15 protein-coding genes are annotated in these 14,742 nt (G+C 61.7%); all 15 read right to left on the bottom strand.

Going from position 1 to position 14,742, the window contains the following annotated elements; translation table 11 throughout:
- Position 1 precedes the first annotated feature (1 nt).
- Entirely contained in the window at positions 2–736 is a 735-nt protein-coding gene (locus tag DDE20_RS16370; protein ID WP_116559639.1) for a biotin--[acetyl-CoA-carboxylase] ligase, read from the bottom strand.
- A 1-nt stretch (position 737) separates the two neighbouring features.
- Positions 738–2,180 carry an NADH-quinone oxidoreductase subunit NuoN gene (gene nuoN / locus DDE20_RS16365; RefSeq protein ID WP_116559602.1) on the bottom strand — a complete coding sequence of 481 codons (1,443 nt, stop codon included), beginning with the start codon at positions 2,178–2,180 and terminating at the stop codon, positions 738–740.
- A gap of 13 nt (positions 2,181–2,193) precedes the next feature.
- A complete protein-coding gene (locus tag DDE20_RS16360) occupies positions 2,194–3,756 on the bottom strand; it encodes an NADH-quinone oxidoreductase subunit M (RefSeq protein WP_116559601.1) in 1,563 nt (520 codons plus the stop codon).
- Positions 3,756–5,720, bottom strand: coding sequence for an NADH-quinone oxidoreductase subunit L (nuoL, locus tag DDE20_RS16355; protein ID WP_116559600.1), 1,965 nt, complete (start codon positions 5,718–5,720; stop codon positions 3,756–3,758). The genes DDE20_RS16360 and nuoL overlap by 1 nt, the downstream gene beginning before the upstream one ends.
- Before the next feature lie 5 nt (positions 5,721–5,725).
- Complete coding sequence (nuoK, locus tag DDE20_RS16350) at positions 5,726–6,031, bottom strand: NADH-quinone oxidoreductase subunit NuoK (RefSeq protein ID WP_116559599.1); 306 nt, start codon at positions 6,029–6,031, stop codon at positions 5,726–5,728.
- A gap of 92 nt (positions 6,032–6,123) precedes the next feature.
- Entirely contained in the window at positions 6,124–6,738 is a 615-nt protein-coding gene (locus DDE20_RS16345) for an NADH-quinone oxidoreductase subunit J (RefSeq protein WP_116559598.1), read from the bottom strand.
- The gene (locus DDE20_RS16340) at positions 6,735–7,145 is read right to left on the bottom strand and encodes a carboxymuconolactone decarboxylase family protein (RefSeq protein ID WP_116559597.1); all 411 of its coding nucleotides are present in this window, start codon (positions 7,143–7,145) and stop codon (positions 6,735–6,737) included. Before DDE20_RS16340 ends, DDE20_RS16345 begins: the two co-directional genes overlap by 4 nt.
- Positions 7,146–7,151: 6 nt before the next feature.
- Complete coding sequence (nuoI, locus tag DDE20_RS16335) at positions 7,152–7,667, bottom strand: NADH-quinone oxidoreductase subunit NuoI (protein ID WP_116559596.1); 516 nt, start codon at positions 7,665–7,667, stop codon at positions 7,152–7,154.
- A 16-nt stretch (positions 7,668–7,683) separates the two neighbouring features.
- The gene (nuoH, locus tag DDE20_RS16330) at positions 7,684–8,724 is read right to left on the bottom strand and encodes an NADH-quinone oxidoreductase subunit NuoH (protein WP_116559595.1); all 1,041 of its coding nucleotides are present in this window, start codon (positions 8,722–8,724) and stop codon (positions 7,684–7,686) included.
- A 9-nt stretch (positions 8,725–8,733) separates the two neighbouring features.
- Positions 8,734–9,153 carry a hypothetical protein gene (locus DDE20_RS16325; protein ID WP_116559638.1) on the bottom strand — a complete coding sequence of 140 codons (420 nt, stop codon included), beginning with the start codon at positions 9,151–9,153 and terminating at the stop codon, positions 8,734–8,736.
- A gap of 7 nt (positions 9,154–9,160) precedes the next feature.
- Positions 9,161–11,182, bottom strand: coding sequence for an NADH-quinone oxidoreductase subunit NuoG (nuoG, locus tag DDE20_RS16320; protein WP_116559594.1), 2,022 nt, complete (start codon positions 11,180–11,182; stop codon positions 9,161–9,163).
- A 3-nt stretch (positions 11,183–11,185) separates the two neighbouring features.
- Positions 11,186–11,632, bottom strand: coding sequence for a DUF5333 domain-containing protein (locus DDE20_RS16315; protein WP_116559593.1), 447 nt, complete (start codon positions 11,630–11,632; stop codon positions 11,186–11,188).
- 220 nt (positions 11,633–11,852) lie between these two features.
- Entirely contained in the window at positions 11,853–13,151 is a 1,299-nt protein-coding gene (gene nuoF / locus DDE20_RS16305) for an NADH-quinone oxidoreductase subunit NuoF (RefSeq protein WP_116559591.1), read from the bottom strand.
- A 3-nt stretch (positions 13,152–13,154) separates the two neighbouring features.
- Positions 13,155–13,388 carry a DUF5337 family protein gene (locus tag DDE20_RS16300; RefSeq protein ID WP_116559590.1) on the bottom strand — a complete coding sequence of 78 codons (234 nt, stop codon included), beginning with the start codon at positions 13,386–13,388 and terminating at the stop codon, positions 13,155–13,157.
- Between the two features lie 46 nt (positions 13,389–13,434).
- Positions 13,435–14,688 carry an NADH-quinone oxidoreductase subunit E gene (locus tag DDE20_RS16295; protein WP_116559589.1) on the bottom strand — a complete coding sequence of 418 codons (1,254 nt, stop codon included), beginning with the start codon at positions 14,686–14,688 and terminating at the stop codon, positions 13,435–13,437.
- Positions 14,689–14,742: the final 54 nt, after the last annotated feature.

The raw sequence follows: 14,742 nt of genomic DNA, 5'->3' as shown, positions 1-14,742 counted from the left end.
GTCAGGGAAAGAAGATATCGGCGGCAGGCACTGCCACGCGACCGGAGGCTGTATTGAGCACCAAGGCGCCGCTCTCATCAATGGTTTCGAACACCCCGTGGACCTGATCCGAGAGCGTGCGCGCGACCAGAGGCTCGCCCAGACGGGCGACGCGGGCGAGAAAGGCGGTGCGAATGGGCTCGAACCCGTAGGTCACAAGGCGGTCTTCCCAGAGCGCATAGGCCGGGGCGAGGCGGTTGAGGAATTCCTCGGGCAGCACCGAAATGCCGGTCTCGGCGCGCAGGCTCACCGGCGCGAAGCCCGCACCCTGTTGCACCGGCGGATGGCTGCGCAGGTTGACCCCGATGCCAAGCGCCAGCACCCCCTGCCCCACGCCCTCGAGCAGGATGCCGGAGAGTTTGCCGCCATTGAGCAGCACATCATTGGGCCATTTCAGCGCAAAGGGCGATTCCAGCCGCGTCAGATCGGTCAGCGCGTCATAGAGTGCCAGCGCCGCCACAAAGGAGCGCAGCGCCAGACGCGCGGGCTCATCCGCGAGGCGCACCGCCAGCGTGGCCGAGAAATTGCCCGGCGGATCGCTCCAGTCGCGGCCACGGCGGCCACGGCCTGCGGTTTGGCGCAGCCCCAAAATCCACGTCGGGCCGCTTAATTCAGCGGCCCGGCGCATGGCCTCGGCATTGGTGCTATCCACCTCGGGCAACACCAGACGGGCATAGCCGTCTGGCCAGGCGGGCAGATTATTGGACAAGCGCTTGCGCCGCCAACCCTGCAGCACCCTCGATGCCAAAGAGGTTGATCACACCGAGCAGGGTGACCGCTGCGGCGACCAAAGTCATCCAGCGCTGCACCGGTGCGACATCGCTGTCCAGCGGGTCAACCTCGGAACCGAAGTAAATGAAGTAGACGATGCGCAGGTAGTAGAAGGCGCCGACCACCGAGGCCACCACACCGACGATGGCGAGGGTGATAAAGCCCGCGTCAATCGCCGCCGCAAGCACGGTGAATTTGGCCCAGAAGCCGATCAGGGGCGGCACACCAGCGAAGCTGAACATCAGGATCAGGAGGGCGAGCGCCTGTGCGGGCTGTGCCTTGGACAGCATGTTGAGATCGTCGATCTGCACCACCGGACGGCCTTCGCGGCGCATCGAGAGGATGAAGGCAAAGACCCCGATCGACATGGTGACATAGATCACCAGATAAAGGAGCGTCGCCTGCACACCGGCGGCGGTGCCGGCGGTGAGGCCCAGCAGTGCAAAGCCCATATGCGAGATCGTCGAATAGCCCATCAGGCGCTTGAGGTTGCGCTGGCTGAGCGCACCGATGGCGCCCACCACCATCGAGGCACCGGCGAGGAACGCAAGGATCTGGCCCCAGTCCGCCGCCGCTTCGCCAAAGCCCGAGAACACCAGCCGCGCCAGCAGCGCCATGGCGGCGACTTTCGGGGCGGTGGTGAAGAAGGCGGTGACCGGCGTCGGCGAGCCCTCGTAGACGTCAGGCGTCCACATATGGAAGGGCACGGCCGAGATCTTGAACGCCAGACCGGCCATCATGAAGGCCAGACCCATCAGCAGGCCGATCGGCAGTTGCTCACCGGCATGCACGGTGCTGGCGATATCGGCCAGACGGGTGGTGCCCGAGAAACCATAGACCAGCGAGGCGCCGTAGAGCAGCAGACCGGAGGCCAGCGCGCCGAGGACGAAATACTTGAGGCCCGCTTCGGTCGCTTTGACACTGTCGCGGCGGATCGCGGCGAGGACATAAAGCGAGAGGGACTGCAGCTCGAGCCCCATATAGAGGGTGATCAGGTCGCCCGCGGAGACCATCACCATCATCCCGACGGTGGAGAGCGCGACAAGGATCGGATACTCGAACCGCATCATATTCTGGCGCTCGAGGTAATCCATCCCCATCACCAGCACCGCGGCACCGGCCAGCAGGATCGCGACTTTGGTAAAGCGGGCAAAGGCGTCATCAAGGAACAGCCCGCCAAAACCGGTGCGGGTTTCAGGCTCGAGCACGCCGATCATCACGGCAAGCAGCACCATGACCGCAACCGTGGCCCAGGTCAGCGTGGCGGCAAGTTTGTCCTTGCCAAAATAGGCCCCCGCCATCAGCGCCACCATCGCCCAAAGCGACAGTAGAATTTCGGGTAGCGCAATCGAAAGATCAACCGAGGTCATCTGGGTGGGCCTTTCAGTGACTTTGAGCCGAGGGGGCGACCTGCGCCGCCGCATCCGCGACAGCCTCAGTGCCGACCGCGGCATGGAAATGAGTGAGAAGATTATCGACCGAAGGGCCGATGAGATCGGTAACCAGCGCCGGATAGACCCCCAGCAGCAGGGTCATCACCAGCAAGGGCACCAGCATGGTTTTCTCGCGTGTATCGAGATCCTTGATGGTTTTCAGGCTTTCCTTGACCAATTCGCCAAAGACCACGCGGCGATAGAGCCAGAGCCCGTAGCCTGCCGAGAGGATCACACCGGTGGCGGCCACGGCGGCGACCCAAGTGTTGGCGTGGAAGGCGGCCATAAAGGTCAGGAACTCGCCGACAAACCCCGAGGTGCCCGGCAGGCCGACGTTGGCCATGGTGAACAGCAAGAACACCGCCGCATAGGCCGGCATCCGGTTGACGAGACCGCCGTAGGCCTCGATCTCGCGGGTGTGCATACGGTCGTAGATCACCCCGACCAGCAAGAACAGCGCGCCCGAGATAAACCCGTGGCTGATCATCTGGAAGATCGCGCCATCAAGCCCCTGCTTGTTCAGCGCAAAGATCCCCATGGTGACAAAGCCCATATGTGCGACCGAAGAATAGGCCACCAGCTTTTTCATGTCGTTCTGCACCAGCGCCACCAAGGAGGCATAGACAATCGCAATTGCCGACATCCACAGGATCAGAGTCGACATGGTGTCCGCGCCCACGGGGAACATCGGCACCGAGAAGCGCAGGAAGCCGTAGCCGCCCATTTTCAACAGCACTGCGGCCAGAATGACCGAACCGGCGGTCGGCGCCTGCACGTGGGCGTCGGGCAACCAAGTGTGCACCGGCCACATCGGCATTTTCACCGCAAAGGAGGCAAAGAAGGCGAGGAACAACAGCGTTTGGACGCCGCCGGTGATCTGCCAGCCGAGCAGGCTAAAGGGTCCGGCGTCGAATTCATAGGTCAGCAGCGTCGGGATATCCGTCGTGCCCGCCTGCATGAACATATAGATCATCGCCACCAGCATCAGCACCGAGCCGATGAAGGTATAGAGGAAGAATTTGAACGCCGCGTAGATCCGGTTCTTGCCGCCCCAGATGCCGATGATCAGGAACATCGGGATCAGACCGGCCTCAAAGAACAGATAGAACAGCACCATATCCAGCGCCACGAACACGCCGATCATCAGCGTTTCGAGCAGCAGGAAGGCGATCATATATTCCTTGACCCGGTGGGTCACATTCCAGCAGGCCAGAATGGTGATCGGCATCAAGAAGGTGGTCAGCATGACAAACAGCACCGAAATGCCGTCCACGCCCAGCTTATAGGTCAGGCCCATGATCCACTCGGCCTCTTCGACGTATTGGAAGCCGGTGTCGGAGGGATCGAAGGAGAACAGCAGGATCAGCGAGATCAGGAACACCGCGCTGGTGGCAAAAAGCGCCAGCCGTTTGGCCTGCAATTGGGCTGTTTCGTCATCACCGCGCAGGAACACCGCCAGCACAAAGGCCGCCGCTGCTGGAACAAAGGTGATGATGGACAGAAGGTTCAGCATCAGTGTGCCCCTCCGGTGAGCGTAACATAGGTAACGAGCGCGGCGATCCCGAGGACCATGGCGAACGCATAGGTATAGAGATAGCCGGACTGGGCGCGGGCATAGACGCGGTTCAGTCTGGGAATGACGTTCAGCGACAGACCATTGAGGAAACCGTCAATGCTGCGCTCATCGCCGCGCTTCCACAGCAACCGGCCAAGGGCAATCGACGGGCGCACGAAGATCGCGTCGTAAATCTCGTCGAAATACCATTTGTTGAGCAGGAAGCGGTAGAGGATCGGCTGGTTCTGCGCCAGCTGCCCCGGCAGATGCGGGCTGCGGATGTAGAACAGATAGGCCAGTGCCAGACCCGCCAGCATGGCGATGAAGGGCGAGACCTTGACCCAAGCCGGTGCCTCATGGGCGGCGTGGATCACATGGTTATCCGACAGCATCACAATGGAATCGCCGAACCACGCATGCACCGAAGCCTCGGAGCCAAAGAACGGCTCATACCACAGCATACCGGCGAAGACCGCGCCGACCGCCAGCACCGCCAGCGGGATCAGCATGGTCAGCGGGCTTTCATGGGCGTGGTCATGGGTCTCACGGTCGCCGCGCGGCTTGCCGTAGAAGGTCATGAACATCAACCGCCAGCTATAGAAGGAGGTCATCGCCGCACCGGCCACCAAGATCCAGAAGGCATAGGTGGCACCGCCGCCGAATGCGCTCTCGATAATCGCGTCTTTCGAGACGAAACCGGCGAAACCAAAATGCGTGAGCGGAATGCCGACGCCGGTGATTGCCAGCGTGCCGATCATCATTGCCCAGAAGGTATAGGGCATTTTCGAGCGCAGACCGCCGTAATTGCGCATGTCCTGCTCGTGATGCATGCCGTGGATCACCGAACCGGCGCCAAGGAACAGCATTGCCTTGAAGAAAGCGTGGGTCAGCAGGTGGAACATTGCCACCGAGTAGACGCCAAGACCGGCGGCCACGAACATATAGCCGAGCTGCGAACAGGTCGAATAGGCGATCACCCGCTTGATGTCGTTCTGCACGAGGCCGACGGTGGCGGCGAAAAACGCGGTGAAGGCGCCGATCAGCACGATAAAGGCACGGGCTTCATCGGCGTATTCCATCAGCGGCGAGAAGCGGCTGACGAGGAACACACCGGCAGTAACCATGGTTGCGGCGTGGATCAGGGCCGAGACCGGAGTCGGGCCTTCCATCGCGTCGGGCAACCAAGTGTGCAGGAACAGCTGCGCGGATTTCCCCATCGCCCCGACAAACAGGAAGAAACAGGCGACATTGATCGCGTTCCAATCGGTCCAGAGGAAGTGGATCGTGGTCTGCGAGAGCTGCTCGGCGGAGGCGAAGATATCATCGAAGCGCACGGAATCGGTAAGGAAATACAGCATCATGATGCCGATCAGGAAGCCGAAGTCACCAACGCGGTTGACGATAAAGGCTTTCATCGCGGCGGCACCGGCGGACTGCTTTTTCCAGTAGAAGCCGATCAGCAGATAGGACGCGAGGCCGACGCCCTCCCAGCCAAAGAAGATCTGCACGAGGTTATCGGCGGTGACCAGCATCAGCATGGCAAAGGTGAACAGCGACAGATAGGCGAAGAACCGCGCGCGGTAATCCTCTTCCTCGGTCCAGTTCTCGTCATGGGCCATATAGCCAAAGGAATAGAGATGCACCAGCGCCGAGACCGTGGTCACCACGATCAGCATCACAGTGGTCAGACGGTCAAGGCGGATCGCCCAGTCGCCGACCAGCGTGCCGCTGTCGATAAAGCGCAGCACCTGAATGCTCTCCGCCACGCCGTCATAGCTGAGGAACAGCACCCATGACAGCAGCGCCGAGAGGAACAGCAGCGCGGTGGCAATCACCATACCGGCTTTCTCGCCGATCACCTGCCAGAACAGACCGCAGATGAGCGCGCCCAACAGAGGAGCAAAAAGAAGGATCGTCGCCATCGGTCTTAGCCTTTCATCACGTTGACGTCTTCAACATCAATCGTGCCACGGTTGCGGAAGAAGGTGACAAGGATCGCAAGGCCAATCGCGGCCTCGGCGGCGGCGACGGTCAACACGAACATCGTGAACACCTGCCCCACCAGATCCCCGAGCTGGGACGAGAACGCCACGAGGTTGATGTTCACCGACAGCAAGATCAATTCAACCGACATCAGGATCACGATGACATTCTTGCGGTTCAAGAATATCCCGAAAATACCGATGACGAACAGCGTCGCCGCTACCGTCAGGTAATGCTCAAGTCCAACCATTGTCCGTTCCCTCCGGGTTTGTGCACCCGATTTAGTTTTTAGTCCGCCACCAGGTCGCGCGGTGGCCTATCGCAAGTCGCCCAGAGACCCGGTCAGAGCCCCTGCCCCGGTTTGACGTCTTTCAGTTCCATCGCCTTGGCCGGATCACGCCACATCTGCTGCGTAACATCCTGCCGCTTGACGCCGGTCCGGTGGCGCATGGTCAGCACGATCGCACCGATCATCGCGACCAGCAGGATCAGCCCCGAAAGCTGGAACACCAAGAGATACTGGTCATAGATGATCAGCCCCAAGGCGCGGGTGTTGTGGATCTCGGCCATATCCGGCGTTGGCGCCATCCGCAGGGCGCTGGCATTCTCGGCCTGCCCCCAAGCGCCGTACAAGAGCGCCAGTTGCATCAGGATCACCACACCGACCAAGGAGGCGAGCGGGAAATACCGCGTCATCTCGGCCTTGAGCGCGGCGAAGTCGATGTCGAGCATCATCACCACAAACAGGAACAGCACCGCGACCGCGCCGATATAGACGATCATCAACAGCATCGCGATGAATTCCGCGCCCATCAGCACGAACAGCCCTGCCGACGACAGGAAGGTGAGGATCAACCACAGCACCGAGTGCACCGGGTTGCGCGCCGTCACCACCAATAGCGCCGCGATCACGGCGACTATGGCGAAAGCGTAAAAGGCAAAATCGGCAACGCTCATGCCTCGTTCTCCTTGGTTTCGGCAAAGACGCTCTGGGCAATTTCCAGCGCCTTTTGCATGGCGGGCAGGCCGCCGAACATACTCATTTGCCAGATCACCTCGGCGATCTCGCGCTCGGTGGCGCCCGCTTCCAGCGCGTGGCGCACCGTTGTTTTCATCTGCGGCTCGGCCTGCGCGCCCAACACGGTCAGCGCCCCGACAGTGACCAGAAGCCGCGTTTTGGCATCCAGCCCCTCGCGGTTGAAGGTCTTGCCGAACCACATTTCCATCATGTCCTTGGACATCGTCGGAAACATCTTATCCAGACCCGCGCCTTTGACATTTTCCAACGCCGGATTGAAGCGCTGCAGCATCTCCTGCCCGCTTTCCATCATCTGCTGGATCATCTTTGTATAGGCGTCGGTCATGGCTTCCTACCTGTAAGGCGCGTCAAGCTCGAGGTTGCGGGCGATCTGGGCCTCCCAGCGGTCGCCGTTGGCCAGCAAACGCTCTTTATCATAGAACAGCTCTTCGCGGGTTTCGGTGGCGTATTCAAAATTCGGCCCCTCGACAATCGCATCCACCGGGCAAGCCTCTTGGCAGAAACCGCAGAAGATGCATTTGGTCATGTCGATATCGTAGCGCGTGGTGCGGCGGCTGCCGTCGTCACGCGGCTCGGCGTCGATGGTGATCGCCTGCGCGGGGCAGACCGCCTCGCAGAGTTTACAGGCAATGCAGCGCTCTTCGCCATTGGGATAGCGGCGCAGCGCATGCTCGCCACGAAACCGCGGGCTGATCGGGCCTTTTTCATGCGGATAGTTGATCGTCGACTTCGGCGCAAAGAAATAGCGCATGCCGATGCCAAAACCTTTGAGAAAATCGAACAGCAGGAAGTATTTGATCGAGCGGGTAAAATCCGTCGCCCTGCGCTCGCCGCTGCCCTGTGCCATTTGTTCTGCCATTTGATCAGCCCCCAATCACGTAGCGTGCCCAAAAGCCGCCCAAAACTTCGAATTTCGCCAAGAACGCGACCAGCACCACCCAGCCCAGCGACAGCGGCAGGAAGACCTTCCAGCCGATCCGCATCAACTGGTCGTAGCGGTAGCGCGGGGTGATTGCCTTGACCATGGCGAAGACGAAGAACATCACCAGCATCTTCAGGATCATCCAGTGGATCCCGTCCGGCAGGAAGCTCACCGGGCTGAGCCAGCCGCCAAAGAACAGCAAGCTGATCATTGCGCACATCATCACCACGGCGGTCAATTCACCGATCATGAACAACAGGAACGGCGTCGAGGAATACTCCACCTGATAGCCGGCGACGAGTTCGGCTTCGGCCTCGGGCAGGTCAAACGGCGGCCGGTTGGTCTCGGCCAGCGCCGAGATCAGGAAGAAGAACAGCATCGGGAAATGCGGGATGAAATACCAATGCATCAACCCGTAGTCACCGGCCTGCGCGCGGACGATATCGCTCAGATTCAGCGAGCCGGTCGAGATGATCACCCCGATGATGATCAGACCGATCGAGACCTCATAAGAGATCATCTGCGCCGCCGAGCGCATCGAGCCGAGGAAGGCGTATTTCGAGTTCGACGCCCAGCCGCCCATGATCACGCCGTAAACCTCGAACCCCGAGATCGCGAAGATATAGAGGATGGCGATATTCACATCCGCCAGCACCCAGCCGTCATTGAACGGGATCACCGCCCAGACGACCATGGCCATGACAAAGGTGATCATCGGCGCCAAAAGGAACACCGCGCGGTCAATACCGGCGGGAAACACCACCTCTTTGACCATATATTTGATAAAGTCGGCAAAGCTTTGCAGCAGGCCGAAGGGGCCGACCACGTTGGGCCCGCGGCGCAGCATCACCGCCGCCCAGACCTTGCGGTCGGCATACATGAGGAACGCCAGCGCCAGCAATAGCGGCACCACGACCAGCAGGACTTGCCCGGCGGTCAGGAGGAGAATCCCCAGATTGGTGTTGGTAAAGAAGTCAGCCATATCTTGTCCTCAGACCGTCGGTATCCCCTGCTCCGTGCAATCGGCCACCGTCACTTCGGCGTCAATCGTCCGGAACCCACGGGGCAGTGCGGGCGAGACGGTATAAACCGCATCGGCCCGCCAAAGACCACCCTGTTCTGTTACATTGGTGCGCACATGGCGCGCGAATCCGTAGCCCCTGATCAGGGCGTATTGTGCTGCTGCACATCTGGCGTAGGCGATCGGGTCGCGCTGGTCCTCGGCGCCTTCCATGGCGACGATGAAATTGACCAGATCCTGTTCGAGCAGGCGGGTTTGCACCCCGCGATAGACCGCGTTTTCCGGCGCGCCCAGCACCCGATCATCCGGCTGGCTTGCCGCCGTGACACAGCCCGCCAGCCCGCTCAGGGCCAGCGCTGTCACGATCAGTAAAGGGGCGCGGCGGCTCATGTTCATCTCACTCGGCTGCCATCGGCTTGTCGGCGCGAGCAATCGCCAGCGCGCTGAGTTCGGCCATCAGGGTCGAGGCCCGTGCAATCGGGTTGGTCAGGAAGAAATCATGGATGGCAGGGCGGAAAGATGCATCCCCCAGCGTGTCCAGCGGTTCCGCCTGCCAGTCGTTTTCCGGCACCATATCAATCAGTTCGAGATGCGGCACCTCTGCGATCATCGCCTTGCGCAGCGCGGCGAGGCTATCCCAGGGCAGGGTTTGACCGGCTTCGGCAGACAAAGCGCGCAGCACCGCCCAGTTTTCTTTGGCGTCGCCCGGTGCGAAACCGGCGCGGACCGCGAGTTGCGGGCGGCCTTCGGTGTTGACGAAAATTCCGCCCTCTTCGGGGTAAGCGGCGGCGGGCAGGATCACATCGGCGCGGTGGGCGCCGCGGTCGCCGTGGCTGCCTTGGTAGATGACAAAGGGACCGGCATCGATATCGAGTTCATCGGCGCCCATGTTGAAGATCACATCGGCGCCCTCGGTCGCGGCCTGCAAGCCGCCCTCGGTGACAGCACCGACATCCAGCGCGCCGACACGGCCCGCGGCGGTGTGCAGCACCATGAATTTGCTCTCGGTCAGCTCGGCGAATTTCATTGCATGGGCGAGCACGGCAGCGCCGTCAGCCTCACGCAAGGCGCCCTGCCCGACGATCACCAGCGTCTCTTTGCCGAGCGCGTCGTCATGCGAGCCGGTGCTGAGTTTCGCCAAGCCGTCGCGGCCGGTGCCGAGGTGGTGGTAGTCATAGGTCAGATCGGCAGCCTCGCCGACAACGCCGATTTTCGCGCCGTTCAGCCAAGCCTTGCGGATGCGGGCGTTGAGCACCGGCGATTCAAGCCGCGGGTTGGTGCCGATCAGCATAATTGCCTTGGCGGTATCGATATCCTCGATCAGCGCATTGCCCACGTAGCCCGAGCGGTTGCCAGCGGGCAAACGTGCGCCGTCGGTGCGGCATTCCACCGAACCGCCGAGCGATTCCACCAGCGTTTTCAACGAATAGGCCGCCTCGGTGGTGGCGAGATCGCCGACCAGACCGGTGAGCTTCTTGGCGCCCTTCATCGCGGTGGCGGCGGCGGCCAAGGCCTCGCCCCAAGTTGCGCGGCGCAGCTTGCCGTTCTCGCGGATGAACGGGGTATCAAGGCGCTGGCGGCGCAGACCGTCCCAGACGAAACGGGTCTTGTCCGAGATCCATTCCTCGTTCACCCCGTCATGGTTGCGCGGCAGAATGCGCATCACTTCGCGACCCTTGGTGTCGATGCGGATGCTGGCGCCGAGCGCGTCCATCACGTCGATCGACTCGGTCTTGGTCAGCTCCCACGGGCGGGCGGTGAAAGCATAGGGTTTCGAGGTCAGCGCGCCGACCGGGCAAAGGTCAATGATATTGCCCTGCAGGTTCGAATCGATCACCGCATCGAGGTAGGTGGTGATCTCGGCATCCTCGCCGCGACCGGTCTGGCCCATCACCGAAACGCCCGCCACTTCGGTGGTGAAACGCACGCAGCGGGTGCAGGAGATACAGCGGGTCATCGTGGTGTCGATCAGCGGCCCGAGATCCATGTCTTCCGAGGCGCGCTTGGGCTCACGGTAGCGGCTGAAATCGACGCCGTAAGCCATTGCTTGGTCTTGCAGATCGCATTCGCCGCCCTGATCGCAAATCGGGCAATCGAGCGGGTGGTTGATCAGCAGAAACTCCATCACCCCTTCGCGGGCCTTTTTGACCATCGGCGAATTGGTGCGGACGACCGGCGGCTGGCCCTCGGGACCGGGGCGCAGATCCTTGACCTGCATGGCGCAGGAGGCGGCGGGTTTGGGCGGCCCGCCGACCACTTCGACAAGACACATGCGGCAGTTGCCGGCAATCGACAGACGCTCATGGTAACAAAAGCGCGGGATTTCGATCCCGGCCTCGTCACAGGCTTGGATCAGGGTCATCGCGGGATGAACCTCGATCTCGCGGTCGTCGATAATGATCTTGCGAAGCTCTGCCATGGCTTACCTTGCTCTCAAAAGTGTGCCCGCACGGGTTCCGGCCGCGATTTCGGCCTCTCCTAGCGCGCAAAACGTCTCGGGCGCGTCAAGCTGCACCCCATTTTGGTCGAAATACTGCATGACCCAGGTCCGCAGTAGCTCTTGATTCGCCTCGTCACGCCGGAACGTGTCGATCTGGTCGCGGGAATAGCCGTAATCGCGCGCCTTGCCGTAAAGGTCATACAGAAACCGCGTCGCGCGGAAGGTGCGCGCATCCATACGGGCGCATTCGTTGCGGATCTGGTCGGCCACAGCGACCGAAAACAGCCCGCTCCAGATGTAGTCATCGGCCATCAAGGTGGCGTTGACCTCTGCCTGCGGGGTGGTCTGCGCTTGCGCAGATGTCACTGCCAGCGAAAGGGCCAAGGTTGCGGTCGCCAATGTGGTCGGCAAGAAAGTTCCGAGTTTCATATGTTCTCTCCAATCCGCGGCAGATGCCGCAATCGGTTGAAAACATACTGCGCTTTGCCCTCTCCGTTGACCGCGCGCGCGGTCAATTGATCGTGTGAGCGCAGAGCCCCCCCCGCATCGGCGGGTTTCCGCACCGATGGCACAGCAGATGCGCCCGCCACGGGCAGAAACCCGTGGCCGGTCGGCATTTTGCTGGAGGTTGAGGGAGCGAAAAACATGGTTACTCCGCTGCCAGAGCCGAGGTGCGGCCGGCTTTTTGGTCTTTGATACGGTCTTCGATCACATCGCGGAAGTTGCGGATCAGACCCTGAACCGGCCAAGCCGCGGCATCGCCAAGGGCGCAGATCGTGTGGCCCTCGACCTGTTTGGTCACATCCAGAAGCATGTCGATTTCCTCGACCTCGGCCTCGCCGCGCACCAGACGGTCCATGACGCGCATCATCCAGCCGGTGCCTTCGCGGCAGGGCGTGCACTGGCCGCAGCTTTCGTGCTTGTAGAAGGCAGAAAGCCGCCAGATCGCTTTGATGATGTCGGTCTGTTTGTCCATCACGATCACCGCCGCGGTGCCAAGGCCCGACTGCAGTTCATTGCGCAGATAGTCGAAATCCATCACCGCGTCGCGCATATGCTCACCGCGCACCACCGGCACCGAGGAACCACCGGGGATCACCGCCAGAAGGTTATCCCAACCGCCGCGAATGCCGCCGCAATGCTTTTCGATCAGTTCTTCAAAGCTGATCGACATCGCCTCTTCGACGACGCAGGGGTTGTTGACATGGCCCGAGATCGCAAACAGCTTGGTGCCCGCGTTATTGGGGCGGCCAAAACCGGCGAACCACGCGCCGCCACGGCGCAGAATGGTCGGCACCACAGCGATGGATTCGACGTTGTTCACCGTCGTCGGGCAACCATACAGGCCAGCACCGGCAGGGAACGGCGGTTTCATCCGCGGCATGCCCTTGCGGCCCTCAAGCGACTCCAACAGCGCGGTTTCCTCGCCGCAGATATAGGCGCCCGCACCGTGGTGCAGGTAGATATCAAAGTCCCAGCCCGATTTGGCGGCGTTCTTGCCGACCAGACCGGCGTCGTAAGCCTCATCAATCGCGGCCTGCAGCGCCTCGCGCTCGCGGATATATTCGCCGCGCAGGTAGATGTAGCAGGCGTTGGCGTTCATCGCGAAGGAGGCGATCAGGCAGCCCTCGATCAGCGTATGCGGATCATGGCGCATGATCTCGCGGTCCTTACAGGTGCCCGGCTCGGATTCGTCGGCGTTGACCACCAGATAGGAGGGGCGACCGTCGCTTTCCTTGGGCATGAACGACCATTTCAGGCCGGTCGGGAACCCTGCCCCGCCGCGCCCGCGCAGACCCGAGGTTTTCATCTCGGAGACGATCCAGTCACGACCCTTGGCCATGATATCCTTGGTGCCATCCCACGCGCCACGAGACATCGCGCCCTTGAGGCTGCGATCATACATCCCGTAGAGATTCGTGAAGATCCGGTCCTGATCCTTCAGCATCGCTCAATCCTTAACATCGGGGTCTCTGTCGTTCCGGCTTGACCGCCAGAGCCCATAAATCAGCCACAACGCCATCCCGAATCCGGCAAGTGCCGCCAGATCAAAGAGCGCGAGGGTGCGCTGAGACCAGCCCAGCTTATCCCCCACGGCCAGAAGGATCAGATACACCGCGCAGACGCCGGCAATCAGCAGCGCAATTGCGCGCCCTTGCCGTCCCCGTGGTGTCTCATCCTTCATAGCGCCTTTTCAACTCCTTAGCACAGCGCGCCCGCGGGCCTATGCCTTAATAGACATCGCCTTTATCGACGCGCTTCGAAAATTCGGTGTCCTCGCCCGCGGCCAGTTGGCGCGCCTGTTCGACCCAGTTGTCACGGGTCACGCGGCCTTTGAAACCAGCGAGATTGTCATCGACCCATGCGACCTCGGCGGGGGTCCATGCGGCAATCTGGTCAAAGTGGTAAAAGCCCAGCTCGTTGCAGACCTGCTCCATCTTCGGGCCGACGCCTTTGATCCGCTTGAGATCATCGGCACCGCCTTCGCGCGCGGCTTGCAGCGCGGCGGGGCGCGTCGCCTCGCCTGCGGGCACCGGTTCGGGCGTGCCATCGGGAGCCGGTGTCGCCTTGGCTTCGGGCGTCACCTCGGGCTTGGCCGCGGATTGCGCGGCGGCATCGGCCTCGGGCTCAACCGCGGCGGCGGCGGCTTCGGGCTGGGCGGGTTTCTGACCGGCTTTCTCGGCGGGGATGGTGGCGGATTTCTCGTCCAGCGGGGCTTTGCCCAGACGGCTCGAGACCGGCTTGCCATCGGCGCGTTCAGATTTCGGCTTTTTCGCCGCACCATCCAGCCACGGGGTCAGGATCGGCACTTCGGTGCCGTCGATCCGCTTGACCGTATCACCCAGATCCAGCGCACGGGCGACCGAGGCATTGGCGCTCTCGACACGCTCGCCTTCGGTGAGGCTGGTGATCCCGGCCAGAGGCTCGGAGGTGAAACGGCCGTTTTGCGGGCCGGGTGTCGGCACGCGGCCTGCGTCCAGCTCATCGAGAATACGGTTGAGGCTCTCGACGGTCAGATCCTCGTAGTAATCCTTGCCGATCTGCGCCACCGGCGCATTCGAGCAGGCGCCGATGCATTCGACCTCTTCCCAGCTGAACTTGCCATCCGCCGAGAGCGCCAGCGGCTCGGGCGAGATCCGCTCTTTGCAGACGCTGACCAGATCCTCGGCACCGCAGATCATGCAGCTGGTGGTGCCGCAAATCTGGATATGGGCGACGGTGCCGGTGGGCGCCAGTTTGAACTGGAAGTAGAAAGTCGCCACTTCGAGCGCGCGGATATAGGCCATGCCCAACATATCCGCGATGCTTTCGATCGCCGGACGGGTCAGCCAGCCCTCTTGCTCATGGGCGCGCCAGAACAGCGGGATGATCGCCGAGGCCTGACGGCCCTCGGGATATTTGGTGATCTGCGCCTCGGCCCATGCCTGATTGGCAGGGGTAAAGGCGAAACTCTCGGGTTGATGCGGATGGAGACGGCGGAGCATAGCGTCAGTTCTGCCCTTTCTGGGACGTCACAGAGACATCGGAATTGCGTCGAA

Source organism: Pararhodobacter oceanensis, assembly GCF_003076755.1.
Taxonomy (GTDB): Bacteria; Pseudomonadota; Alphaproteobacteria; order Rhodobacterales; family Rhodobacteraceae; genus Pararhodobacter; species Pararhodobacter oceanensis.
This window is presented reverse-complemented; position numbering and strand designations above follow the sequence as displayed.